A 23,610-nucleotide genomic window follows, 5' to 3' on the forward strand; every position below is an offset into this window, starting at 1 on the left:
TTGATATACAAATTTTACTGTCGCAAAAGACTTAAAGAGGAGTTTTATTATGAGATATATTGCATTGCTCCGAGGAATAAATGTTGGAGGAAAAAACAAAGTCCCTATGCATGATTTGAAAAACTGCTTCGAGGATGCAGGTTTTCTAAATACGCGGACCTATATAAATAGCGGAAATGTCATCTTTGACAGTGAAGAACAAAGTATCATAGGTCTATCAAATTATTGTATTGATATCATGGAGAAGAAATTTAATTTTCCTATAGGCTTAGCAGTGATTGATGTTCATACCTTAAAAGAGGCATTAGAGCATGTGCCAGATTGGTGGGGGGATGATCCAAACTCAAAACATAATGCCATATTTGTAATCCAACCAGCTACAGCGGAAGAGATTATTGCAGATGTAGGAAATATAAAGCCAGAGTATGAACAACTTTATGCTTATAAAGAGATTATATTTTGGTCAGCTCCATTAAAAACGTTTTCTAGAACCCGGTGGTCAAAGATAGTCGGAACAAAGGCATATCAAAGTATTACAATTCGAAACGCAAATACAACAAGGAAGTTATTGGAACTAGCACAATCATAAAATGCAAGTGAGATTTTTTGGATGATTGAGGGGTCGACCAACTTCATTTAACAGAGAATTGCCGAAACTTTGCAAAGATGCATGTGGTCAGGACGCTCCGAGACTCCTCGAAACGTTATGCGCCATTTGGGTCATTAAAAGGAGGAGGGAAGAAGAGTGAATGGACGGGAAATACTTCGAAGATAGAATGGCAGAAAAAGAAAAGGAACCCCTTGGTTCCCTCTTTGCTGACAGGACAATTAGGCGCTCAGGAATAAAACTTACCCTGTTTATTTAGCGTCAAAGCTAGAACATTCTGTTTCAGTATATATATGAGCTTCTGCTCCTGCCACATTTATAGAAGCTAAATGACAAAGCTTGTTATCATTATGTTTACAACTGATGACATTGCAGGTAAGAGCATCACAGGGTCCTGAGGAATTCGTATTGCTCGTTAAAGTACTGTATTCATATTCATTTAAAAATGAACCACACACAGTTCCTTTCTCAGTGGAAGCAGTAACGCCTCCAATATCAACTCTATTTGAATAACAAACACCAGTTTTATTATGTGAACAATTTGTTACACTGCAATTAATTTTTTGCATAAATACACACTTCCTTTATATGAATTCAAACAATTTATTATTTGCTGAAGTATCTTTCAAGTAAGCCTTTAAAAGCTCTACCATGTCTGGCTTCATCTTTACACATTTCATGAACAGTATCATGAATGGCATCCAGATTTTTTTCCTTAGCAATTGTGGCGAGCTTCTTTTTACCTTCACAAGCGCCATATTCAGCTTCAACTCTGGCAGATAAATTAGACTTGGTATCAGCAACCACTACTTCACCTAAAAGTTCAGCGAATTTCGCAGCATGCTCTGCCTCTTCCCAAGCAATCCTCTTATAAGCTTCAGCAACCTCAGGATAGCCTTCACGGTCAGCCTGGCGGGACATCGCAAGATACATTCCAACCTCAGTACATTCACCCATGAAATTAGCTCTTAATCCTTCGAGTAATTCATCGTTACATCCATCTGCAACACCAATTCTGTGCTCATCAGCAAAGTTAAATTCATCGGTCATCTCTTTAAATTTGTCTGCACCTGCTTTACAGATAGGACACACTTCTGGTGGATTAGCCCCTTCATGGACATAACCACATACAGTACAAATAAATTTTTTCATTTAAATTCCTCCATAATAGAAATAGTCATTATAACTAAAAACACTAATCACTATTATTTCCACTAAGACCAAAATTATTTGTTATCCAGTAAGGTGCATTTTTTGCTAGAGGATGATGCATGCGGTTAGGACGCTGCGGGATGAAACCACTTTTCGGAGATATTTTGGTTTTGACTGAAGTAGGCTACTTGGGACCTGAAGTCTATTTGCGTACAGGGTTTTGGTATTTGCTGACTTATAGGGGGCAGTATTATGGATGACTTACAACGTAGAGGCAGATCTCCCTTAGCATTTTTCATATTGATTTTTACTCTTGCCATTCCATTTTGGGTGATCGGTGAGATGACAGGGCTTCAGATCTTGCCTGGCCTCCCCATTGCAGCGCTAATTGCCATTTGTCCAGGGTTAGCTGCTCTCATTCTTGCATATCGGGAGAATAGGGAGTCGGGAGCGAAGTTACTTCTAATTCAGGCATTTGACTACAAACGGATTTCGGAGAAGATATGGTACGCTCCGATGCTATTGTTGATGCCTGTGGTTATGATATTGTCATTTGGCCTAATGCGCCTAACCGAAATACCGGTTCCTGCCCCGATGATAGCGGTTCTGCCGACGCTGATTATGTGCGTTGTATTTTTTATTGGCGCCTTAGGTGAGGAACTAGGCTGGTCCGGATACATCATCGATCCGATGCAAGATCGGTTAGGCGCGCTGCCGGCTGGCATCGTCTTGGGATTGATATGGGCCGTGTATCACTACATAGGGTTAGCGCAGACTCACCGAGAAGTGGTGTGGATCGCTTGGTGGTCACTCGGTACCGTAGCACTGCGCGTGATTATGGTCTGGCTTTATAACAACACCGGCAAGAGCGTTTTCGCCACAGCGATCTTCCACATGACGATCAACGTCACATGGCAGCTGTTTCCGGTCAACGGCTCTTACTACGATCCGAGAGTTACTGGATCAATCTCTGCCTTGGTAGCAGTTATCATTATCGTCGTTTGGGGGCCACGGACCTTAACCCGTCATGGAAAGGGTTGAAAGGGTAGATTAGTAATGCTTTGGGGGATGCTACAGCGTATACACTGTATTGCCGAAACTAACCAAGATGATTAATTTGTATTTTGGGGGAGCAATAATGAGTTATAAAATACTACTATTCGATTTAGATGATACATTATTAGATTTTAGTGTTCACGAAATTGATTCGTTAAAAAAATTGTTCCATCAACATGGTTATATTTTTTCGGATGAGCTGTTTCGAATATACGATTCCGTCAATAAACGGTTGTGGAGTGATTATGAAAATGGGGATGTTCAGTTAGATGAAGTTTTAAATTCAAGGTTTTCAGAGACCCTATTGAAAATGGGCAAAATTGTAGATGGTACGGAGTGGGAAAATCAATATCGAGAACTTCTGGGCAATGGGTATCAGCTAATAGACGGAGCGTTGGAACTATGTCAGAGCTTATCTATATCGCATAGACTGTTTGTTATCACAAATGGCATAACAAAAACTCAGATAAAGCGATTGAAGCAGTCAGGCTTATATGGATTTTTTGAAGACATATTTGATTCCCAAAGCGTTGGATTTCAAAAGCCATCAAAAGAATTTTTCGATTATGTGATGGGTCATATTAAGGATTTTAATGTAAGCGAAGCGCTTATTATCGGGGATTCCTTAAATACCGATATAAAAGGCGGTCTTCTATCAGGAATTGATACTTGCTGGATCAATAGAAAGTCGCAAAAATGCTCTGAAGAAATTAAAAGTACATATACAATCACAAGTTTATCGGAACTATTTAACATTTGCGGACCAAAATGAATGCTACCAAAAATATTTTCTTGATACGATCTAAAATGAAACGTTACCTAATAAAAAAGCCCAATTCCTTATATAAAGGAGTTGAGCTTTCAACAATTTTTTGCTAAACAATTTTAAGAATAGATGATTCCATGTTAGTGCATCGGCTGATGTGGTGGTTGTGCCGCTTGAGGATGTTGAGGCAATTGTGTTCTTCCTGGAACGAATGCACCCCCCGGTACATTTGCTCTAGGTTGGATTTGAGCTCTCCTGAGAAACCCTAATTCACCTAAAAATTCCGTAACCGGTCTTGGATCTTGGCGTACTGGTGTTCTTGCACCAGGTACATGAAGCATAATATCCTGTCCGAATTGCTCCAGACGTCCCCGTCCCATATATTGTGTCGGTCCAAACCCTATTAAACCGCCCAGCTGGGATCGAAAAATTCCACCTGAAGGGGTTGTGCTATTTCTTGTTGCCATTTTAATAAGACCTCCTATTTTAAAAATTCATAGAGTAAAGTGTTCTAATGGCGAATATATTGCTCCCACGCCCTACGAGCAAGATCACCTGTACGTGCCCTGTGAACGGTCACATCCTGCATTGTTTCGAAGATCTTCGTCTGGGTTTCTTGTAGTATTTTCCAACGTTCCTGTGCCTGCCGTTGTGCATCTTGACTTATCTGTTGCTGAATTGTCATTGGACTCATGGAGGAGCTTCCAAACCCTATTTGACCACCTCGATGGGATTGGAAAACACCTCCCGATGGGGTCATTGTATTCTTTGTTGCCATAACTTATTTGGCCTCCTAAAAATCAATTGTTCGTTAACAATATATGGTAATAAAAAATTGTCCCGTGCATGAGATCTTAAAGTAGTGCGTGGAGTAATATACTTCGTTATGAGACATAGCTATTTCGGAGAAGGTTTTAAAGAATATACATTGAATCATTATTAATAGCATTTTTGAATTAAAGTAAGGGAAGAGGATATTTGAAAACTAAAAGAAACATTGTGATCTACATATTGGTTACATTTGGTGTGACATGGTTGATATGGTTCCCGTTGTTGGTGAATCGGAGTTTCGGTATGAATCTTCCAATTGTACCAGGACAATTCTATTTAGGATCATTTGGTCCATTTATTGGAGCGGTTATTTCATCGGCGACTTCATCGGGGTGGAAGGGAATAGAGGAGTGGCTCAAAAGAGCTTATTCGTTTCGCTTTAAATTGCGGTGGATGACAGTTGTGTTTAGCCTGTTGTTGTTATATGCTTTGGCTTCGGTATTTACCCACGCAATTGTAACAGGACACTGGCCTGACTGGAGCAGGTTTGGGCTTACGGAGAAGCTTCCGAATTTCAATATCTGGCAGACCTCTCTGGTATGGATACTGACATTCGGCTTAGGGGAAGAGTCAGGTTGGCGGGGCTATATGCTTCCTGAACTATACAAACGCTATTCATTACTAAAGAGTGCATTGATTGTTGCAGGTGTTTGGATAATATGGCACCTGCCAGCTTTCTTTTTCAACCTCAATTACATGGAAATGGGTTTTGGCATTTTTGGTTGGGCAATTAGCCTTGCCTATGGCTCAATACTTCTTGCTTGGCTTTGCCGTGGGAGTGGTTGGAGCGTAATTCCGGTACTTATCTGGCATGGTGGATTTGACTTATTAACAGCAAGTGACCAGTCAGCTGAAGTGATGGCAATGGTATGTAGTATGTTGGTAATTATTCATGGTGTAATATTGTCACGACGTTTGTCAAAAGAATTGCAGCCAAACTAAAAATTGTTCTGTTAAGGTTGTCATAGGTTGTAAGAAAGTGCAATTAATTTTAGTTTTATGAAAGTGGGCTAAAATTATGATTCATAATGAAGAACCTTTAAAGAAACTATCATTGCCGTTATTGTTAGTATCTTTACCTTTAACTGTAATGACGTTTTGTTGCCAATGTATACATCTGCCTTGGGGTTAACTCCATTGCAGGTAACTGGACTTTTTTCTGTGTTTTCACTTGGGCTTGTTATAATGCGCCTTTTAATAGGCTATATAACTGATAAAGCCGGGAGAAAGCCTGTTTTTGTCCTTGGTTTAGTATTTTATACGTTATCATATTTCATTTACTCTAATGCAGAAACGATATCATTGATTTATATGGGCAGAGGCCTGCAAGCTATAGCCTCTGCTTTTATTAGCATTTCTTCATATAGCATGATTGCTGATTTGAATATGAAAGATAATGCACACAATTTTGGTAAATTAGATAGCTATTCTGAAAAAGGAGGTTTATTAGGAATAATACTTTGCTTTTATGTTCTTAATACTCCGAAACTAGTAGATGGTTGGTCGCTTTTGTTTATGATATGTGCGATAGCTTCAATAATAGCTGTCATCTATTCTATAATTACCTTGAATGAGACAAAACCTATGCTCAATAAAAGTCTTTTGAGCATTTCATTACCGTCTATAAAGAATAAAATAATAATTTTTAATTTAGCTATTAGAATTTTCACAAGCATAGTTTCTGCAATCTTTGTTTTATATTTACAAAGCAGATTTAATTCGAATTTGCTGCAGATTGGTGTTGCATTTTTACTTCCTACTGTAATACTCGCGTTTGCTTCTCCTAAGCTCGGAAGAATTAGTGATACTATTGGAAGTAAAAAGATTTTAGTTGCTTGCTTAAGTACGTTAATATTCAGTTTGTTAATTTTACCGTATACGGATAATATTTATTTATATGGAGGAGTATGGACAGTTTACTGCATTGCTATAACGTTGATTGAGATAACATTAAATGGAGTTTATGTGGAAGATATAGCAGAAGAGATTAGAGGAACTGCTATAGGCAAATTAACAATGGGAGCTAATATTGGTGCTGTTATTGGTCCGATAATCGGTGGTCTTGCTTTCCAAGAGATAAGTATACAAGCCCCATTTTTTATAAGCTCTATTGGGTTTGCTATATTGCTAATGCTTTATATGAAGCATAATACAATGATGGTCACAAAGGAGAATTAAGCAATGATTTAAACTACTAAGGTTATTGCAGGGCCGCCGTCCTTGGCTGCCTCTTGGGATGGTTTAGGAAGGGGAAAGATTTTATGCAAATTCCGGATGAAAAATGGTATACTGCTGTTTTTCAGCGTCGATCTAGGCGACAATTTAACAATAAACCCTTAGCTCCTGAGGTATTAACCCAGCTCCTTGATTTTACACATGTCCTTAATAATGAGTTCTGTGGCGCGAAGGTACAAATAGTTAACCATAGTCCAGATGAAGTGTTCAAAGGTGCTATAGGTTCTTACGGAAAAATTAAAGGTTCACCAGCCTACGTCGCTTTCATTGGCAATGTCGAAGATTCACATGTTCAAGAAAAAGTGGGTTATCTCGGGGAGTGCTTCATATTAGAGGCTACTTCACTGGGTTTAGCAACCTGCTGGGTTGGCGGCTTTTTTAAGCCGGAAGTGGTGATGCAGCATATAAAAATTAGTCAGAATGAACGGGTAATGGCTGTTTCTCCACTAGGTTATGCTTCTGAACAATACAGCTTGGAGGAGAAAATTATGTCCGGTTTTGCCTCTGGGCATAAGCGCAACGACCTCGAAGGTCTATGCCTTCAGGGCTTCAAAGAAGATTGGCCTGCCTGGGTAAAATCAGCCATAGAATTAGGTCGATTGGCACCTTCGGCGGTGAATAGACAACCATGGCGATTTTCGGTTGATACCGAATCTATTAAGATTTCAGTCGATGACCTTAAGGATTCATATCACATTTCCAAACGTCTGGATTGTGGAATAGCTATGATACACATTGAGATAGGTGCTAGTCATGAAGGGGTAACAGGGCAATGGGAATATCTTGATCAACCGGAGATTGCAATCTTCAAGGTCAAAAGAGTTCATTAAGATTAATCCGGCAAAATTTATAAGAAATCCGAACTTTACTTGCTATAGTGAGTTGTGTTAAAGAGGCCGCCATCCTAGCGGCCTCTTGCTCTGGGGTCGTACGGAATCAAATAACAGAGAGTATCGCGAATAGAGGATGATGGATGTGGTTTGTAATTCTCTTGCTTGAAGGAAAAGCAAGGTTCATGAAGAATTCCTTAAAAAGGAAATGATTACTTTATGTGCAATTACTAGGTCTAATAATGGTAGAAGAGAGATGATTTAGGGGAGGTCGTATCTTATGAATGAGGTCGATAGAAGCCTATTTGATGAAGCTAATCCCGAGAAATGGGGATACCTTTACAAAATCGCAGGGTATGCAACAATAGTTATGCTTATCATTATTCCAATACAGATTGCAATTTTTATAGTTTTTCCATTTCCGGATTCCATTGAAAGTTGGTTCGAATTATTCAATAAGAGTTGGCTTTTAGGTTTAATTCATCTTGATCTACTCTACATAATTAATAATATTATAGTAGCAATCATGTACCTTGCTTTCTACTTTTCACTAAAGAAAAAGAATGAAAGTCTGATGATAATTGCACTCGTACTAGGACTTTTAGGAATATCTGCTTATTTGTCATCAAATAAAGCATTTGAGATGTTATCCATAAGTAATCTTTACTACGATGCCGCTTCAGAAACCGCGAAAACTATATTCCTTGCTACGGGTCAAACCATGCTTTCTTCTTGGAGAGGAACAGCGTTTGATATTTATTACGTTCTGAATGGTATTACCTTAATTATTATTTCTTGTGTAATGTTTAAGAGTTCTATTTATAGCAATAAGATTGCTGCAATCGGATTATTATCAGGAGTACTTATGATGATTCCTTCGACTGCAGGAACTATTGGTCTTATTTTCTCACTTGCTTCACTTATTCCATGGACAGTTTTTGCAATATTAGTATCAATGAAATTTCTACAGTTAGGCAAATCAAAATAGTATAAATGGAATAATCATATGAGAACGAAAAAACTAGGGAGGTGATTTAGTGAATCCTATTCATTTCGACCTTACGTTAATTGTCCAAGTAATATCTTTTTTGATCGTCTCACTTATTATTTGCGGGATTATATTACATCTTTGCATTTATAAGAAAAAAACAAAATAAAGACATGGAAATTATAGCGAAGCTAGATCGTATAATTGAATTGTTAGAAAGCGACAAAAAGAATTAAAGTGAGGTGCTATAAATGGTTGTTTTCCCTGCGGTTATTACTCCCACGGCTGCTATTGGTGCTGTATTTATACCCTTTATTTTGGTGCCAATTGCTTTAATTGCATTTATCGTATGGCAGATTAGAAAACTTAATATAATTGAAGAAAAACTTGTGTGTATACAGGAAATACTGAAGGACAAATAGGATATTGATGAGAAAGCCATAAGTCATGATGAGTTACGAACAGAAGTGTAGAGGTCAATAATATATGAATTCAATGGGTAATAAGAAAACAAAATGTTTATTAATTCATGGATTTGGTGGTGGAGTACACGAAGTCCAGCCTTTGGCCGATCATCTGATGGGTCATCGTTATGAGGTATTTTGTCCTACATTAAAAGGTCATTCAGCGACCAAAAAAGATATGAAAAAAGCTACTTATACGGAATGGATAGATTCCGCAGAACGTGAACTTTTAAGGTTGAAGGAAGCCGGGGATGAGATTTTGCTAATAGGGTTCTCCATGGGAGGCCTGATTGCATTTAATCTTGCCTGTAAACATAACATCAAGGCCATTGTAACAATCAATACGCCCATCTTCTATTGGAATTTATTCCGAGTGTTTCTTAATCTCGTGGATGACATAAAATGCAAGAAGTGCAACCATATCAAGAGGTATATAAAAGCCAAAGGCAACTCACCTTTTTTAGCAATGATACAGTTTCTGTTATTATTGCGCCAAACCAAGGCAAAGTTAGCAAAGATAAACTGCCCACTCCTCATCATTCAGGCTGAAGATGATGACACAGTAAGGAGAAAGAGCGTGGATTATATCTATAAACACGTGTCTTCGGAAAAGAAAAAGATTAGATATTTTCATGAAGGAGGTCATTTAATCCTTCTAAGTCCGATGGCTGATCAGGTATGTTTTTGTGTTGAAGATTTCATCCAAGATCAGTAATACGATTGATTAGGGGGCGATTAAAGTGGTTAAAAAATTGACTAAGCTTTTAGCCGTTTGTGCGCCGCTTCTCTCAATTTATTTGGGCTATCAGATGTGGTTTGGTTTCAAATATACGGGAGGACGGGCTGATCTTCCCCCCGAAACAATAACTGCGCTGCAGTATGCTTTGGAACATCCCGGCTCAAAGGCGATACTATTTTGGCCTATCGTGTTGTTTCTGATATCTGCTATCGGGGCTATAGGCGCATGGAAAGGAAAGAGAGCATTAGTGTGGATTATCGTTATTTTCTTAATGATTCTCTCTGTACTAGGCATGTGGTCTATTGGATTCTTGGTATTTCACCTTGCAGTATTGTTTCTTGTAATTGGCATATTCCTTACTTATTCTGCAAGAAAGGTTAAAGACTGATTTTAAAGACCTAAAAGGCAAAAAAGAGAAGGGTGATTAGTAGGAGGGCTCTAATGAAAAAGAACTATAGTTTTCTCTTTATCGTTATCATCATATCGTCTATATTTTTTACTGGATGTACGAAAGAGGTAGAAACAGCAGCCCAGTTAAGCGAATTCAAGCAGGAAGTAGATCAGGATATTGCTGAATCTTTCAATCTTTCTTTAGAAGATTTGAATCTGATGGATGAAATGCAACTGAATCATAAAGAGCAACAGTATGCGACTACCATGGCGAAGGTTTTGACTCAGGTTAGAAATAACCAGGACTACGGGGATATCAAGGAAAGCGTTTATCTGAATCAGGATGGTAAGAATGGCTACATCTTTGCAAAAAAAGCTGACGGAACCAATTATCTCTATACCATAGCTTACAACCAAGGCTGGGCAATCGTTAAAACTGACACCATACAAGGTAAGGATTTTTCCTTAGATGATACCGTGCGAAAAGAAAAGAGTTATTCTGCGCTCACAGAAGCTCAGCTCCAAAAATATTTAGAGGAAAACAACATTTCGCCACTGGCCGTTCAGAATATTGGTAAGTTCACGGTAGTGCTATATAAAGCTAAACTTGAGGGAAAGAGTGTTCTAGAAAAAGCGCTTACCCCGAAAAGTATACGTATATTCGATAGAGCGTGCTATCTGTCATCTGATCAAGACGGAAATATCTATGCAGGTGGAGGCGGGGGAGGAGATAACTCAGATTTTGTACCCGTAACCATTGGTTCAGGAGGTGGCATGTCGGAGATAGGTAATATTGGGTATTCTTATGTAATCATTAATGATATCGATATATTAAAGAATGCTTACACGGTGAACTGCTCTTATGACAATAACAGTACTACAACTACCTTGGTTGACAATCAGAATGCCTTTATTATTCCCTTTCCGGAAGAAAGGGTGGAATTGATCAATGTTATTGTAAGTGATAAAGATGGTCGAGTACTATTTGATAATAAAGAGTTATTAAAAACAGGGATAGGAAAATGAGAAGAGCGAATAGGCTGATATCCCGTAGAACATTTATTATTGGAGGGGTGGGGTTTTTATCCTACCTTTACTTTGCGCTTCATTCGATAACCGTAAAACACTATACCATTGCAGTGAGTAATTTGCCTAAAGAGTTTGAGGGCTTTACAATTCTTCATTTGACAGATTTACATTCCAAAGAATATGGAGATAAACAAGACAAGCTGCTAGACTTAATTAATAGACAGAGTTTTGACATGGTAGCAATGACAGGAGACTTTATTGACAAGAGCAATCCTGATGTAGAACCAACTTTGTCGCTGGTTAAGGGATTAAGCTCTAAACCGATTTTCTTTGTACCCGGAAATCACGAGTGGTCACATAAGTTTAAAATTAAATCTGTACTGGAGACGCATGGAGTCGAGATATTGGAAAACAAGGGGCTAAAGTATTCCAAAGGGAACTCCCATATCTGGATAGTGGGGGTTGATGATCCATATCTCCGGAGAGATAGGCTAGACCAAGCCCTTGATGGCATAACAGATTCTCAACCAAGGGTTTTGCTGGCCCACGCACCTAATATTTTTATGCCTGCGGCCAAGTCAAGTATCGAGTTAGTATTAGTAGGTCATACTCACGGTGGCCAAGTCAGACTTCCTATGGTTGGCGCGGTTGTTGCCCCAGGGCAAGGGCTTTTTCCCAAATACGATTATGGACAATTCACGTCGGGGTCCACGAATATGATCATCAATTGTGGTTTGGGTGAAAGTGTATTGCCCATTAGATTTTATAGTAGACCCGAAATAGTGCTAGTTAAACTGGTTCCCCGAGATAATCTATCGGGCTTGTAACAAAGGATATCCCAACAAACTCGCTTGCGGTGGGTAACCCATGTAAGGTGATAGGCAAAACCACCGTCATGGATAGATTACATGAAGAATATTGTGAATGAGGGGTTACTGTAAAGTATGGGAAAGTTATTAAGAATGAGGAGAAATGTATGAGAAGGAAAGACAAACAGATATCGGACATCGAAGCTCTCCATAGCGTAATTAATAAAGCAACCGTTTGCAGAATTGGCTTAGTTAAAGAGGATCGCCCTTATGTGATTCCCCTAAGCTTTGGTTTCGACGGAAGAAACATATATTTTCATTCAGCTAGAACTGGTGAAAAAGTCGAAATACTGAAGGCTAATAACCATGTCTGCCTAGAATTCGAGCAAGATATCAGCATCATCGAAGATGAAAAACCGTGTGATTGGAGTGCGCGCTACTTGACCGTCGTTGTTCATGGAACGGCTGAATTAGTGGATGATCTCGTTGCTAAGAAATATGGATTAGGCCAAATAGCTGAGCATTATCAAGCCGGAGGAGAACAGTATCCATTTACTGATGCAGAGATTCAACCCGTCTTGGTATACAAGGTAACCATAGAGGAGATTGTCGGTAAAATTTCTGGGTAACAGGTTATACTGCCCCCAGTGAAATTGTAATTCGGATAAAAATTCTCCCTGAATAAAAATGGAGCTAAGGGATCAGTAACCCTTAGCTCCTTATTTTTCGCCCCCACCAATAATGGTGGGGATTTTAATGGCCTTGCCAGATTCAGACATAAAAGTCATCGGGGCATTCTTATGGATCTCAACCCAAACGTTTTTGAGACCGGCGTCTGTTAAAAACTTGGCGAATTGTTCTTTCGTAAAACCATACCACAAGTCGCTTCTGACTTCGACGAGCTCAGCGCAATTATGCTTTGCAAAATCCGAGATGATTAGCCCGCCACCGTCTTTCAGCATGCGCACCATTTTCTTAACAGCATTATGGGGATAGGTGAGATGGTGGAGCACAGTCAGGCAATAGGCATAATCATATTTATCTGCGGAGGCATTTCTTTTCAGGAAATCGACGTTTTTGCAGACCACATTATCCACTTGGTTAATTCGGAAAGTCTTCTCCGCGAGATCACACATTTCTTTGGAAAAATCATAGCCATCAACCCTAGCCACATGCCGGGAAAGCTTGCTGGCAAAGATGCCTGTACCCATGCCAAAATCAGCAACTACATGCCCTTTTCTTAATGGGTATTTCCGAAGGATAAGGTCATCGATAAGACTATGGTAATGATGATAAAAAAGTTCATTATAAGTATCTGCAGAAGTGTCAAAATGCTTCAGCATTCCTTGCTTGATTGGTCCAGTCACCCCATAAAATAGCTGAATGGGTCCAAGCCATTGACTAAGAGTGTCATACTCCTTTTTGGTTAGAGTATCCTTGCTAACACGAAACAGGTTATAGATCATGACTTCTCTTGTCTTCAGGCGCGCTCGATTTAATAATGAAGTATAGGCAGAGAGGCTCATATCCATAATTTTGGCAGCCTGAGCATAGGTGTAGTTTTGCTCATGGAGAAAAATAGCCTGAAGATATTTGGGGGGAAGAGCTTGGTAGATTTCATTAAGATCAAAATTAATTTCGCTATCGAGCAAATTATGCAGGGGAGAATTATTATCCGTAGGTAAGGCTGCGGAATCAAGCTCTAAAGGAACGTTGCGGCTAGAGTTTTTTAAATCCTTGCGCCAATAATCGATATATGTATTATTAGCGATGGCATAGATCCAACTTTTTATGCCGCAAAAGTCATTGACCTTAGCTAGATTTTGATAAACCTTAGTGAAAACCTCTTGAGTTAGATCTTCGGCCGCAGAGTAATCGTTATTGAGTTTTTGGCCGAAAAAGCGATAGATAGGCTGTTTGTAAATCTTATATAAAACTTGAAAAATGCTATCCTCACCAAGGGTATTATCGTCAATGCTTCTTTTCTCACAAAATAAAACCAACTCACAATTGTCTTTCGTGCAAAAATCAGTCATTTCCGTAACACCTCCTAGCATATTCTCCCTTAATAAGTAGCTCATCATATAAGGCTATTATATGCCAGATTGTTGAGCAAAGTACAGATTGAAATGGCTAAATATGAATATATATGTTGAAAATACTAGAAATAATAAATATTTTGTATTTTTTTAGAAAACGGCGAATGGAATTTTGAAAACATACGTTTAAGTTAGTAAAGGTACAAAACAAAGGATCCTTACAACTATAAGGAAAAGATTTACTTTCACGAAGAGAAATGGCCTCCAACATACTGATTCTGCTTTCGAACAAACTAAACTGTACCTTTTTACTAAATTATATAGTGCTGTTAAATAAAACATGTCTAGAGTTAGGCGTGCTGGTACCTACTAAATGATGTGCATAGCTTCACAAGTGGACTTGCTATTTATTTCACGAAAATGTAAAGGAGGTTGTGCAATGTGGTTCATGGCATTGGAAAATGTAAAAAGGCGTAAAGGTCAATCCATGCTTACGGTTTTGATAACTGCTTTAACAGTTCTTACGTTTGTGTTGGCTTTTTCTGTGCTGACGACGTTGCAGGAAGGGCTGGAATTAAGCGATGCCCGCTTGGGCGCGGACATTATCGTGCTCCCCAATAAGAGTAATGCCGATGCCTTTCAGACAATCTTTACAGCCGAACCGGTCAATATCTATATGTCAGAAGAGCTCACAGAACAGATCAGTCAAGTGGAAGGGGTGGGCAGGCTGACTTCTCAATTTTTTACCCAGTCCTTAGACGAGAGCTGTTGCTCCCTCGGGGGTGCTTCCCGTTTGGTGGGTTATGATCAGGAAACAGATTTTATTCTTAAGCCTTGGCTTGACGAGCAAAACATTGAACGGCTACAAGACGATCAGATCATCATCGGTGGCGATGTCCCGGCCTTTCTGGGCAACCAAGCCTCGGTGCTGGGAGAAGTGTTTACCGTAGTTGGCAGCTTATATCCGACCGGCAGTGGTATGGATGAGACCATCTTTATGAATCTGGATGTGGCGAGGAAGCTAGCCAAGGATAGTCCCTATTTGCAAACCCTTTGGAGCAAGGAAAGTCCGGATCATTTGATTTCAGCGATCCTGATCAAGGTGGACGAAGGGTATCTAGCCACTGAAGTCGCTACCCAGATCAACGAATTAGACCTTACGGTGGAAGCAGTAGCGACAAGCGAGATTGTCTCTTCCATGCGCTCTCAAATGAATATCATCGGCCAACTAGTTCTAGGTTTATGGTTAGCGGTCTTCCTCGTGGCCAGCCTCGCCCTGATCGGACGGTTTAGTGCCTTGGCCCGGGAACGCAAGAAGGAAATCGGCCTCATGCGCGCCATCGGTGTGCAACGAGCTGATGTATTTAAGCTGATTGTCCTCGAAGCCTGGATCATGGCGGGTGCAGGAGGTGTTCTTGGCAGCATCTTGGGAGTACTGGGCGTTCAGACTGTCTTAACCTCCTTACGAAGCTCACTGGATTTAGCCATGGGGCAATGGTCTCTTGGGTCGGCCTTGCTCAGCGGTGGCTTGGGAATTGCAGTCGCCTTGGGTCTGGGTTTCCTAGCCTCAGTGTACCCGGCTTGGCAGAGTTCGCGGCTGGATCCTCAAGTGGCAATGACCAGAGGGGAGTTGGATTGATATGGAGCTTTGCCGATTAGAAAAAGTAAGCAAAACCTATGAAGTAGGTGACGCGGTTTGCCCCATCCATGAGCTTTCCCTAACGATCAATGCAGGAGACTTTCTGGCGATCGAAGGGCCCTCGGGAACAGGAAAAAGCACCTTGCTCTACTTGATGAGCGGGCTCTTGCGCCCTACCCAAGGGGATGTCTTCCTCCAAAACCAGAACTTAAGTACGCTGCCGGACCCAGTCGCCACAGAGCTGCGCAGGCGAATGGTGGGCTTCATCTTTCAAGAGACAAATCTTTTTCAAGCCCTAACCGTCGAAGGTAATCTGCGCTTTGTGCAAAGTCTAGGCAAAAACAAGCCCGATGGAAAAAAGATCGCTCACTACCTAGAAGAATTAGGTTTAAGCGATAGGCACCTGCACTTACCCCATCAATTAAGTGTAGGACAACGACGGAGGTTAGTGGTGGCGAGGGCGTTAATCAATGATGCTCCTTTGATTTTAGCCGATGAACCCACTAATGATTTAGATGATTTTTGGGCCGGTAAAGTGATGGAATTGCTCGCGGGAGTTGTCGAGGGAGGTGGGGCAGTCGTAATGGTTACTCATAATTACCATTGGGCTCGGCAAGCCCAACAACGCTATCGGCTACAAGAAGGAAGGTTGGTGCTATGCGGATAAGAGGGTTGGTGATCGGCACCATCATCGTCATGCTGGCGATTTTTTTAGCAGGCTGTGGTCAAGCTGCTAGCTCAGCCAAAGATCAGGCCACACTGTCACAAACTCCTGCAGGTCAGACCGGAGTAAATCAAACGCCGGCGCAGCAGACCGCGCTGCCTCCCGAGGCCTTGTTCGTTGCACAATTTACGACGAACCAAATCGCGGTAATCCATTTGGGGACCGGTGACATCGTTGAAAAAATCCCGGTAGGTGCCAAACCGCTAGCAATTATTAAATCCCCTGATCAAACAAAGGTTTATGTGGCTAATAGCGGTTCAGGTGACGTGTATCAGATCAACACCTCCACCGGGGAAATCGAAGCGAAAATCTCCATGGGCAATCAGCCTGTGGCCATGACGATTAATGCTGCAGGGGATACCTTGTATGTATTGGACTACTACTTGAATCGGGTCAGCATTATTGACCTCAGGCTCCGTTCCATGGTCGGCTACATACCCCTAAATACCTTTGGCTTTGAAGAGAGAATCGAGCCCCCCGACTGTTGTACAGATATTTTTGGCGATCCCCTCGGTGCAGGTCGCAAGCCTTCAGCTCTTGTCTTAGATGAAGCCCATGGCAAGATCTATGTGGGGAACATGGGTACATGGGATATCGCGGTCATCGACCTCCAATCAGAAAAAGAGGTTCAAGCCTTTGATGCAACCTTTGGCATCAATGACCTTTTTCTCGACAGCTCGGCAGGGAACTTATATATCTCGGCAGCAGGTAACGAAGAAGAAGTCAATGATTCTATTCTAAAGCTGTCTTTGAAGGGGGGTGAGAAAATAGACAAGTTGCAGATCGGTAAAAAGCCGGTGGGCATGGCTCTATCCCCGGATGGACAAATCATCCATGTGATAACCCAAGCCAGTGACGGAGCGAAACTAATAAGCTTACGAGCGGCTGATGGAGAAATCATCGGCCAATGCTCCTTAGCAGGAGAGCCGGGTGATATCGCACTTTCCGAAGATGGCCAGCGCGCTTATATTACAAATCTTTTGGATGGCACAGTTCTTGTTATCGATACAACAGATTACACCGTCATTAAAATCATCGAGACTGGCGTAACCCCAAAATCACTTGTCTATATTTTGAATGATGAATAATTCAGTATTTCAAGGAAGAGGTGGAAAAGGATGAAGGACCATATCCAAAGTATGCTGATGTGGGGTTTGATTGCAGTAGCTTTACTTGTTTTAGGTGCATTATACATCTGGTCACCTGTTTGCGAGGGGTTGCTGGAGCTGGCTAATGGCAACCTAGTGCACATGAAATGCTTCTACACCGGCCAGGCAACGACTGTCTTGGCTGTCCTGTTATTGGTCGCGGCCATATCCGCCGTAATAACTAAGCAAGCTCATGCCCCTATAATCATTGCCATCGGTATCTTCTTCATCGTCATGACCTATCAATCGTTTTTGGGTATTGGCATCTGCCTGAAAGAGACCATGGCCTGTCACCAAACTGCTTTCTGGATACGCGGTGGAGGGGTGCTGACCATTTTGCTTGGTATTCTAGCATGCTTCAAAAAACAAAAAGAACAGTCCTAAGGAAATCCTAAGTGGAAAGGGGAAAAAATCATGACCAATGAAAACAAAACGAAGACAAAGACACCAGGTTTTTCAAGACGTACCTTTATTAAAGGTACCGGTGCCGTAGCTGCCACAGCTGCTGTGGGCGGAATCGGATTCTCAGCAGGGATGCCGGATGTGGTTGAAGGCGCCCCAGTGGATCTATCCAATGCCAAGACCTTCACCTCTAGCTGTGCTATGGAATGTCTCCATCATAATTTAAAGGGCTATGTGGTGGACGGAAAACTAGTTAAAGTGGAAACCGGTGATGATCAGACGAAAGCTTGTTTACGGGGAATCAGCCGTACTCAGTGGGTCAATAACCCTGATCGACCTAAAATGCCCATGCTGAGAACCGGTGAAAAAGGTGAAGGCAAATGGAAAGAAATCAGCTGGGATGAAGCGACCGATTTAATCGTGACCAAAATCAAAGAAACCCAAAGTGAGCTGGGCAATCAAGGGATCACGTATAAAGGTGGTTCCGGTAACTTCGGAGCCTTGACCAATGGTATCGCTGGTGCATTTTTTAACTATATTGGTGGATCTACTCCCATTGTTGGTTCCTTATGTTGTCAAGTTGTGACAACAACCATGCCGCCCATGCTGGGAACACGTTACGAAGATACCAGAGATACGATTCAAGACAGCAAATATATCATCGTTTGGGGAACAAACCCGGCTGTCACCATGCAATCCTACTTCTCCAAATATCAAGATGCCATGAGTAAGGGTGCCAAGATGGTCACCATTGACCCCCGCTTAAGTGAGACCGCCGCCAAATCCGATGAATGGATCACCATTTTGCCCGGAACAGATACAGCTCTTGGCTTGGGCATGCTCAAAATCATTATTGAAGAAAAATTATATGATCAAGAGTTTTTGCTTAAGCATACCGGAGTACCCTTCTTAGTGGATAAGGCTACCGGCAACCAAGTAAAGGCTGAAGACAACGACACGAGCTACATGGTCTATGACCAGATCAGCAAAAGCATCATTCCCCATGATCAAGAGGGGATTTCTCCCGCTCTGAGTCTCGCCGGAACCCCGATCGCCGAGCAATACAACACCGTTTTTGAACTCATTTATAATGAAGCCAAGATCTGGACACCGGAAAAGGTCCAAGAGGAAACGGACGTACCTGCGGGGACAGTGGTTCGCCTAGCTCACGAGTATGCGACCGCCAAGCCTGCCATGATCGTTCAGAACATGGGTGGTTTCCAAAGAACTGAATATGGTTCCTATGCCGTGGGTGTTCAGTTCTATCTGGCTGCTTTCACCGGTAACTTCGGTAAAGCCGGTGGTGGAGTTTGTGATGCCGGTGGAGTCGGAACCACGATCAAAGTGAATGCAGCGATTCCTTCGCCAAAGCCTCAAGGTGAATTCGGGAAAATCCTTTCCCCAAAACTGGGCGAATCCATCTTGGCCGATACTCCGAACAAGATTGGGTTTATGTGGGTTATGACCACCAGTCTGATGACCCAATTCCCCAATACAGGTGCAGTTAAAGAAGCTTTGAAGAAGATACCTTTCGTAGTTGTCGTTGATAGCTTAATGACTTCCACAGCCTTATATGCAGATCTCGTTCTGCCCTGTACGACGATTTTTGAAGACACCAATCTTTTAGCCAATAACCGTCACCATTATGTGCAGTTGATGGAAAAAGCTGTTGAACCACCCGGTGAAGCCAAATCTGACCTGGAAATTTTCACGATGCTGGCCAAGAAGCTCGGCTTCGGCGAAGCTTTTGATAAGGATCCGGAGGAACTAATTAGAGTATGCTTGGAAGGCACAGGCATTACCCTCGAGCAATTAAAAGAGGGACCGGTGTGTCCGATGCCCCAACCTTATATTCCGTATCCTAACGGCAAATTCCGGACTCCCACCGAAAAGGCAGAATTATTTATGCCCATGTGGAAAGAGAAAGGCTTTAATCCCGTAGTGACCTATATTCGCCCCAATGAGTTTATCAACGGGGATCAGGCTCTAGCCGAAAAATATCCCTTGATGGCTGTACAGCGGAAGACCAACCGCACCATTCACTCGACCTTTGGCAATCTACCTTGGATCTGTGAATCCACAAGGTCAAAGGCTCAGGTGTTGATCCATCCCGATGATGCAGCAGCACGGGGAATCAAGAGCGGAGATAAGGTCGTCGCTTACAATGACCGTGGTGAGCACCATTGCCTAGCTAATGTCCAGGCTCATATTAAAAAAGGTGTTGTGGCTCTGGAAAATGGCTGGTGGGAACAACAAGGCGGAAGCAGTAGCTATGTTACCAATGACTTCGTCGAGCCCTTGGGCGGCGGTCATAGTTGCAATAACACCTTGGTACAAATCAGGAAGGAGGCGTAAACCATGGCAAAAGTAGGATTTTATTATGATATGCAAAACTGCTACGGCTGTAAAACCTGTCAGGTAGCCTGTAAATCAGAACAAAAAACTGCACCGGCTGTTAGCTGGCGACGGGTACGGGATTTTGACACAGACCATCCGGCGTCACATGCCACATTATCCATGGGCTGTAACCACTGTGAAAACCCTGAATGCTTGAAAAACTGCCCAACCGGTGCTTATACGAAGCTGGAAAACGGCATTGTCTATCAAGATCATAGTCAATGCATAGGCTGCAGAATGTGTACTATGGCTTGTCCTTATGGGGTTCCCCAATATGACCCAGAAGAAGGGAAAGTCAGCAAATGTAGCTATTGCAGAGAGCGCATCGAGCAAGGACTTCAGCCGGCCTGTGTCGAGTCCTGTCCTGGTGGTAATATCGTCGCGGGGGATTTGGAAGAATTAAAAGCCAAATACCAAGGCGTTCAGGAGCTTCCGGGCATGCCAGCCGCCGGTATAACCAATCCATCAATTCTTATCAATCCTGCGAAAGCATTTAAGAAATAGAGAGGAGGATTTTGCATGGAAACATGGGAATTTCCGTTAGTATTATTCACAGTCTTGGGACAATGGGCCATCGGCCTCGCCCTGATGATCACCCTCATCGAATATATCTCTCCAGCCAAGGGTAATGAAGCAAGCCTAAAACAACTAAGAATAGGTGGCATGGCGGTCCTGCCTCTGGTCGCCTTAGGGTTAATCTTCTCCGTTTTCCACTTAGGTCAACCCTTAAGTGCCGTCAAAGCCCTCATGAATCTCGGCACTTCGATGTTAAGCATGGAGATCCTTTTCTTCTCCATCGTCGGGGTATTAGCCCTAGTCTATAGCTATATGTGGTGGAAAACCCCAGAAAAACCCTTGCGTAAAGCAGTCGGAGCTGTGCTCAGTGTCGTAGGCCTCGCGGCCATCGTCGTCACCAGCAAGGTCTATACCCTACCCGCAAGAATGGCCTGGGATTCCTGGCAAACTACAGCGGCATTTATCCTGACCGCTATTCTCTTAGGTGCCGTTTCCGTAGCCTTCTTACTCAATAAAGTTGAAGATGAAGCAAGTCAAAAGGCGAAAAAAGTCATGGGTTGGGCCATTATCGGATCCGTCGTATTGATTGTGACCGTCTTAGCCCTCTTTGCCGGAACCTACGGCGCCTCTACTGAGCAATCTGCAGCAGTAGCAGCGACCTTCTCCTCAGGCTTCTTTATCGCCAGAATGGTTCTCGGTATCTTATTACCTGTGGCCTTCGCCGCCGTATTTATCACCGGTAGCAAGAAAAAAGCCTACCAAGCAGTTGCTGGAGTCACCCTCGTCGGGGTAGTTCTTGGCGAAGTAGCCGGAAGAATTCTCTTCTATTCCTCCGTCATGGGTCAATATCCCTGGTTTTAAGGATGCACAGGTTAATACCCGACTAGCCCGTATTTGACCGCTACCTCGATAGGGGTTGGTGTCAAAGGGTGGTTAAGATCAGTAGTTTCAAGTCAATCTAGAGAATACTGGCAAGCCGGGATGTGAAAGCGAGGCATTATCTCAGTAGAGATAGTGCCTCGCTGTTTCTATCGGATGCTATTGGAGTTTTGTATTAAAGCATGGTAAACTTAATCGTAATCTTATTTGTTGTAAAACTTAACGTATTAAATAAGTAGCAAACAAAAACGTACTAAATTAAACTAAAACGTACTAATTAATTTAGAAGCGAATTGTTGGAGTTAAATCCCCACTGAATGAAGTCTCGCTTCATCTCCGAGGGTTTTAATTTTTTAGAAAGAAAGGAAAGATTCATGAAAAACGGAAAAGCATTGCTCACAATAATCTGGGTAGCGCTAGTTATCATTTCGTATTATTTCCTGCTCATCCCCCTCAATCTGCAGTCCCCGAGTTTTTGGGCCTTAATATTCTATACTTTGGCCTTGGGAGCAGGGTTATTCCTACTGTATCAAATATTTGTGGAAAGACAGCTGAAGATAACCAAGAGCATATCCACCTACCTGATTATGGCCACCCTCCTTGTAGCGATCTTAGGCGGAATCATGTGGGTTTACTCCCTGCCGTTCTTCCATGCTAAGGCCTATGCTACTCTTGTGCAAAAGCAAGAAGGGAATTTTGCCACCGATGTGGCCGAATTACCCATCAACCGCATCCCTACCGTGGACCGGGATACGGCAGTGCGCTTAGGGGATCGGAAAATGGGAGAAATCATCGAGCTGGTCTCCCAATTCAATGTGGCTCCTGACTATACTCAAATCAACTACCAAGGCAAGCCCGTCCGGGTCTCGCCCTTAGAGTATGCAGGTTTCTTTAAATGGCTCAACAATACCAAAGAAGGCCTTCCCAGTTATATAATGGTGGACATGGTCAATGGGGAAGTCGATTTGGTCACGCCCGAAAAAAGCATCAAATACTCAGAGAGCGAACTGTTTTTCGAGAATGTTCGACGTTACCTGAGAATGAACTATCCGACCGCTATCTTCGGCGACTTTAGCTTTGAAGTCGATGAGCAAGGAGTCCCTTATTGGATCGTCTCCGTGCGGGAGAATAAAATCGGGCTCTTCGGTGGCACCGATATTAAGGAAGTTATCATGCTCAATGCCAGCACCGGCGAGCATCAAAAAATTAAAGTCGGAGAGGTTCCCAAATGGGTAGACCGGGTCTATGATGCAGAACTGGTGGTCAATCAAGTGAACTATAATGGTCGTTTCACCAATGGTTTCATCAACTCCATCTTTGGCCAGCAGGGTGTGCTTGCCACCACAGAAGGGTACAACTATCTAGCACTCAACGATGATGTCTATTTATATACGGGAATCACCTCCGTGGTCAGGGACGAATCTAATATCGGCTTTATCCTGGTCAATATGCGGACCAAAGAAACAACCTTCTATGGCATTTCCTCTGCAGAAGAGTATTCAGCCATGGAAAGTGCCCAAGGGGCCGTTCAGGAAAAACGCTATCTCTCGACCTTCCCCCTCCTGCTTAATGTTGACGGCAAACCCACCTACTTCATGTCCCTCAAGGATGCCGCCGGCTTAATCAAGATGTATGCCTTGGTGGATGCCCAGGACTACCAAAAGGTCGTCACCGGCAACACCGTGGAAGAGACCGTCAATAAATTCACCAATCGCACAACACCCATCACTGAAACAGAACCAGAGGCGCCTCGAGAAGAATTTGAGATTCAAGGAAAAATCACCGACATCCAAAGTGTCGTCATCAACGGAAATACCTATTTCTATTTACTCCCTATATTATCTTATGATTTTCTTTAAATTTCTCGCTTTTTCATAGAATTCCTAACTAATCAAACTAGCTCACCAAGGATAGAATTAGCATAAAATGCCTAATCCAGAGAATTTGGGTATGGCAAAGCAAACGTCTGC

The 23,610-nt window shown here is 42.3% G+C and carries 26 protein-coding genes; 21 read left to right on the forward strand and 5 right to left on the reverse strand.

All coding sequences use genetic code 11. The features are described from left to right. Positions 1-49: 49 nt before the first annotated feature. Positions 50-589, forward strand: a complete 540-nt coding sequence (locus tag AAC978_RS11305) for a DUF1697 domain-containing protein (RefSeq protein WP_341548149.1) — start codon at positions 50-52, stop codon at positions 587-589. A gap of 269 nt (positions 590-858) precedes the next feature. Here the strand turns inward: AAC978_RS11305 and AAC978_RS11310 are convergent, their stop codons facing one another. Next, on the reverse strand, positions 859-1,176 hold the full coding sequence (locus AAC978_RS11310) for a DUF1540 domain-containing protein (RefSeq protein ID WP_341548150.1): 318 nt from the start codon (positions 1,174-1,176) through the stop codon (positions 859-861). Between the two features lie 37 nt (positions 1,177-1,213). Continuing rightward, entirely contained in the window at positions 1,214-1,759 is a 546-nt protein-coding gene (locus tag AAC978_RS11315; protein WP_341548151.1) for an NADH peroxidase, read from the reverse strand. A gap of 252 nt (positions 1,760-2,011) precedes the next feature. Between AAC978_RS11315 and AAC978_RS11320 the strand changes: the two genes are divergently transcribed. Further along, positions 2,012-2,800: a CPBP family intramembrane glutamic endopeptidase gene (locus AAC978_RS11320; protein WP_341548152.1), complete on the forward strand. Its 789-nt coding sequence runs from the start codon at positions 2,012-2,014 to the stop codon at positions 2,798-2,800. Between the two features lie 97 nt (positions 2,801-2,897). Beyond that, on the forward strand, positions 2,898-3,587 hold the full coding sequence (locus AAC978_RS11325; RefSeq protein ID WP_341548153.1) for a YjjG family noncanonical pyrimidine nucleotidase: 690 nt from the start codon (positions 2,898-2,900) through the stop codon (positions 3,585-3,587). 134 nt (positions 3,588-3,721) lie between these two features. On the opposite strand, the gene AAC978_RS11330 is transcribed toward AAC978_RS11325, so the two are convergent. After that, positions 3,722-4,048 (reverse strand): hypothetical protein, encoded by a 327-nt coding sequence (locus AAC978_RS11330; RefSeq protein ID WP_341548154.1) that lies wholly within the window; start codon positions 4,046-4,048, stop codon positions 3,722-3,724. Positions 4,049-4,092: 44 nt separating this feature from the next. After that, a complete protein-coding gene (locus AAC978_RS11335) occupies positions 4,093-4,359 on the reverse strand; it encodes a hypothetical protein (protein ID WP_341548155.1) in 267 nt (88 codons plus the stop codon). A 296-nt stretch (positions 4,360-4,655) separates the two neighbouring features. Between AAC978_RS11335 and AAC978_RS11340 the strand changes: the two genes are divergently transcribed. The 10 genes from AAC978_RS11340 (at position 4,656) to AAC978_RS11385 (ending at position 12,525) form a co-directional block, all read left to right on the forward strand. Continuing rightward, positions 4,656-5,354: a CPBP family intramembrane glutamic endopeptidase gene (locus AAC978_RS11340; protein WP_341548156.1), complete on the forward strand. Its 699-nt coding sequence runs from the start codon at positions 4,656-4,658 to the stop codon at positions 5,352-5,354. 120 nt (positions 5,355-5,474) lie between these two features. Continuing rightward, on the forward strand, positions 5,475-6,590 hold the full coding sequence (locus AAC978_RS11345; RefSeq protein ID WP_341548175.1) for an MFS transporter: 1,116 nt from the start codon (positions 5,475-5,477) through the stop codon (positions 6,588-6,590). Between the two features lie 83 nt (positions 6,591-6,673). Continuing rightward, positions 6,674-7,477: a nitroreductase family protein gene (locus AAC978_RS11350; protein ID WP_341548157.1), complete on the forward strand. Its 804-nt coding sequence runs from the start codon at positions 6,674-6,676 to the stop codon at positions 7,475-7,477. A 280-nt stretch (positions 7,478-7,757) separates the two neighbouring features. Beyond that, complete coding sequence (locus AAC978_RS11355; RefSeq protein WP_341548158.1) at positions 7,758-8,465, forward strand: DUF4386 family protein; 708 nt, start codon at positions 7,758-7,760, stop codon at positions 8,463-8,465. Positions 8,466-8,716: 251 nt separating this feature from the next. Then, complete coding sequence (locus AAC978_RS11360) at positions 8,717-8,887, forward strand: hypothetical protein (protein ID WP_341548159.1); 171 nt, start codon at positions 8,717-8,719, stop codon at positions 8,885-8,887. A 64-nt stretch (positions 8,888-8,951) separates the two neighbouring features. After that, positions 8,952-9,644: an alpha/beta hydrolase gene (locus tag AAC978_RS11365; protein ID WP_341548160.1), complete on the forward strand. Its 693-nt coding sequence runs from the start codon at positions 8,952-8,954 to the stop codon at positions 9,642-9,644. Positions 9,645-9,669: 25 nt separating this feature from the next. Further along, positions 9,670-10,056, forward strand: coding sequence for a hypothetical protein (locus AAC978_RS11370; protein WP_341548161.1), 387 nt, complete (start codon positions 9,670-9,672; stop codon positions 10,054-10,056). 53 nt (positions 10,057-10,109) lie between these two features. Beyond that, positions 10,110-11,084: a hypothetical protein gene (locus tag AAC978_RS11375; protein ID WP_341548162.1), complete on the forward strand. Its 975-nt coding sequence runs from the start codon at positions 10,110-10,112 to the stop codon at positions 11,082-11,084. Next, positions 11,081-11,914: a metallophosphoesterase gene (locus AAC978_RS11380; protein ID WP_341548163.1), complete on the forward strand. Its 834-nt coding sequence runs from the start codon at positions 11,081-11,083 to the stop codon at positions 11,912-11,914. Before AAC978_RS11375 ends, AAC978_RS11380 begins: the two co-directional genes overlap by 4 nt. Positions 11,915-12,063: 149 nt before the next feature. Then, positions 12,064-12,525 (forward strand): pyridoxamine 5'-phosphate oxidase family protein, encoded by a 462-nt coding sequence (locus tag AAC978_RS11385; protein ID WP_341548164.1) that lies wholly within the window; start codon positions 12,064-12,066, stop codon positions 12,523-12,525. 90 nt (positions 12,526-12,615) lie between these two features. Here AAC978_RS11385 and AAC978_RS11390 read toward each other — a convergent pair whose 3' ends face one another. Continuing rightward, positions 12,616-13,932: a sigma-70 family RNA polymerase sigma factor gene (locus AAC978_RS11390; RefSeq protein ID WP_341548165.1), complete on the reverse strand. Its 1,317-nt coding sequence runs from the start codon at positions 13,930-13,932 to the stop codon at positions 12,616-12,618. 442 nt (positions 13,933-14,374) lie between these two features. On the opposite strand from AAC978_RS11390, the gene AAC978_RS11395 reads away from it, so the two are divergent. The 8 genes from AAC978_RS11395 (at position 14,375) to AAC978_RS11430 (ending at position 23,499) form a co-directional block, all read left to right on the forward strand. Beyond that, positions 14,375-15,574, forward strand: a complete 1,200-nt coding sequence (locus AAC978_RS11395; protein ID WP_341548166.1) for an ABC transporter permease — start codon at positions 14,375-14,377, stop codon at positions 15,572-15,574. Position 15,575: 1 nt separating this feature from the next. Beyond that, complete coding sequence (locus AAC978_RS11400; protein WP_341548167.1) at positions 15,576-16,241, forward strand: ABC transporter ATP-binding protein; 666 nt, start codon at positions 15,576-15,578, stop codon at positions 16,239-16,241. Beyond that, complete coding sequence (locus AAC978_RS11405; RefSeq protein ID WP_341548168.1) at positions 16,232-17,386, forward strand: YncE family protein; 1,155 nt, start codon at positions 16,232-16,234, stop codon at positions 17,384-17,386. The genes AAC978_RS11400 and AAC978_RS11405 overlap by 10 nt, the downstream gene beginning before the upstream one ends. A gap of 30 nt (positions 17,387-17,416) precedes the next feature. Continuing rightward, complete coding sequence (locus AAC978_RS11410) at positions 17,417-17,830, forward strand: DUF4418 family protein (RefSeq protein ID WP_341548169.1); 414 nt, start codon at positions 17,417-17,419, stop codon at positions 17,828-17,830. Positions 17,831-17,860: 30 nt separating this feature from the next. Next, positions 17,861-20,203 (forward strand): molybdopterin-containing oxidoreductase family protein, encoded by a 2,343-nt coding sequence (locus AAC978_RS11415; protein WP_341548170.1) that lies wholly within the window; start codon positions 17,861-17,863, stop codon positions 20,201-20,203. 3 nt (positions 20,204-20,206) lie between these two features. Continuing rightward, positions 20,207-20,749: a 4Fe-4S dicluster domain-containing protein gene (locus tag AAC978_RS11420; RefSeq protein WP_341548171.1), complete on the forward strand. Its 543-nt coding sequence runs from the start codon at positions 20,207-20,209 to the stop codon at positions 20,747-20,749. A 15-nt stretch (positions 20,750-20,764) separates the two neighbouring features. Then, a complete protein-coding gene (locus tag AAC978_RS11425) occupies positions 20,765-21,622 on the forward strand; it encodes a dimethyl sulfoxide reductase anchor subunit family protein (protein ID WP_341548172.1) in 858 nt (285 codons plus the stop codon). A gap of 392 nt (positions 21,623-22,014) precedes the next feature. Next, positions 22,015-23,499 carry a hypothetical protein gene (locus tag AAC978_RS11430; RefSeq protein ID WP_341548173.1) on the forward strand — a complete coding sequence of 495 codons (1,485 nt, stop codon included), beginning with the start codon at positions 22,015-22,017 and terminating at the stop codon, positions 23,497-23,499. Positions 23,500-23,610 lie beyond the last annotated feature (111 nt).

Source organism: Desulfitobacterium sp. THU1, assembly GCF_038181555.1.
GTDB lineage: Bacteria > Bacillota > Desulfitobacteriia > Desulfitobacteriales > Desulfitobacteriaceae > Desulfitobacterium.

What these genes read in the sequence shown, in the direction of transcription:
- AAC978_RS11305 (WP_341548149.1), top strand. Translation starts at nt 50, where the DNA reads ATGAGATATATTGCATTGCTCCGAGGAATAAATGTTGGAGGAAAAAAC.
- AAC978_RS11310 (WP_341548150.1), bottom strand. Translation starts at nt 1,176, where the DNA reads ATGCAAAAAATTAATTGCAGTGTAACAAATTGTTCACATAATAAAACT.
- AAC978_RS11315 (WP_341548151.1), bottom strand. Translation starts at nt 1,759, where the DNA reads ATGAAAAAATTTATTTGTACTGTATGTGGTTATGTCCATGAAGGGGCT.
- AAC978_RS11320 (WP_341548152.1), top strand. Translation starts at nt 2,012, where the DNA reads ATGGATGACTTACAACGTAGAGGCAGATCTCCCTTAGCATTTTTCATA.
- AAC978_RS11325 (WP_341548153.1), top strand. Translation starts at nt 2,898, where the DNA reads ATGAGTTATAAAATACTACTATTCGATTTAGATGATACATTATTAGAT.
- AAC978_RS11330 (WP_341548154.1), bottom strand. Translation starts at nt 4,048, where the DNA reads ATGGCAACAAGAAATAGCACAACCCCTTCAGGTGGAATTTTTCGATCC.
- AAC978_RS11335 (WP_341548155.1), bottom strand. Translation starts at nt 4,359, where the DNA reads ATGGCAACAAAGAATACAATGACCCCATCGGGAGGTGTTTTCCAATCC.
- AAC978_RS11340 (WP_341548156.1), top strand. Translation starts at nt 4,656, where the DNA reads ATGAATCTTCCAATTGTACCAGGACAATTCTATTTAGGATCATTTGGT.
- AAC978_RS11350 (WP_341548157.1), top strand. Translation starts at nt 6,674, where the DNA reads ATGCAAATTCCGGATGAAAAATGGTATACTGCTGTTTTTCAGCGTCGA.
- AAC978_RS11355 (WP_341548158.1), top strand. Translation starts at nt 7,758, where the DNA reads ATGAATGAGGTCGATAGAAGCCTATTTGATGAAGCTAATCCCGAGAAA.
- AAC978_RS11360 (WP_341548159.1), top strand. Translation starts at nt 8,717, where the DNA reads ATGGTTGTTTTCCCTGCGGTTATTACTCCCACGGCTGCTATTGGTGCT.
- AAC978_RS11365 (WP_341548160.1), top strand. Translation starts at nt 8,952, where the DNA reads ATGAATTCAATGGGTAATAAGAAAACAAAATGTTTATTAATTCATGGA.
- AAC978_RS11375 (WP_341548162.1), top strand. Translation starts at nt 10,110, where the DNA reads ATGAAAAAGAACTATAGTTTTCTCTTTATCGTTATCATCATATCGTCT.
- AAC978_RS11380 (WP_341548163.1), top strand. Translation starts at nt 11,081, where the DNA reads ATGAGAAGAGCGAATAGGCTGATATCCCGTAGAACATTTATTATTGGA.
- AAC978_RS11385 (WP_341548164.1), top strand. Translation starts at nt 12,064, where the DNA reads ATGAGAAGGAAAGACAAACAGATATCGGACATCGAAGCTCTCCATAGC.
- AAC978_RS11390 (WP_341548165.1), bottom strand. Translation starts at nt 13,932, where the DNA reads ATGACTGATTTTTGCACGAAAGACAATTGTGAGTTGGTTTTATTTTGT.
- AAC978_RS11395 (WP_341548166.1), top strand. Translation starts at nt 14,375, where the DNA reads ATGTGGTTCATGGCATTGGAAAATGTAAAAAGGCGTAAAGGTCAATCC.
- AAC978_RS11400 (WP_341548167.1), top strand. Translation starts at nt 15,576, where the DNA reads ATGGAGCTTTGCCGATTAGAAAAAGTAAGCAAAACCTATGAAGTAGGT.
- AAC978_RS11405 (WP_341548168.1), top strand. Translation starts at nt 16,232, where the DNA reads ATGCGGATAAGAGGGTTGGTGATCGGCACCATCATCGTCATGCTGGCG.
- AAC978_RS11410 (WP_341548169.1), top strand. Translation starts at nt 17,417, where the DNA reads ATGAAGGACCATATCCAAAGTATGCTGATGTGGGGTTTGATTGCAGTA.
- AAC978_RS11415 (WP_341548170.1), top strand. Translation starts at nt 17,861, where the DNA reads ATGACCAATGAAAACAAAACGAAGACAAAGACACCAGGTTTTTCAAGA.
- AAC978_RS11420 (WP_341548171.1), top strand. Translation starts at nt 20,207, where the DNA reads ATGGCAAAAGTAGGATTTTATTATGATATGCAAAACTGCTACGGCTGT.
- AAC978_RS11425 (WP_341548172.1), top strand. Translation starts at nt 20,765, where the DNA reads ATGGAAACATGGGAATTTCCGTTAGTATTATTCACAGTCTTGGGACAA.
- AAC978_RS11430 (WP_341548173.1), top strand. Translation starts at nt 22,015, where the DNA reads ATGAAAAACGGAAAAGCATTGCTCACAATAATCTGGGTAGCGCTAGTT.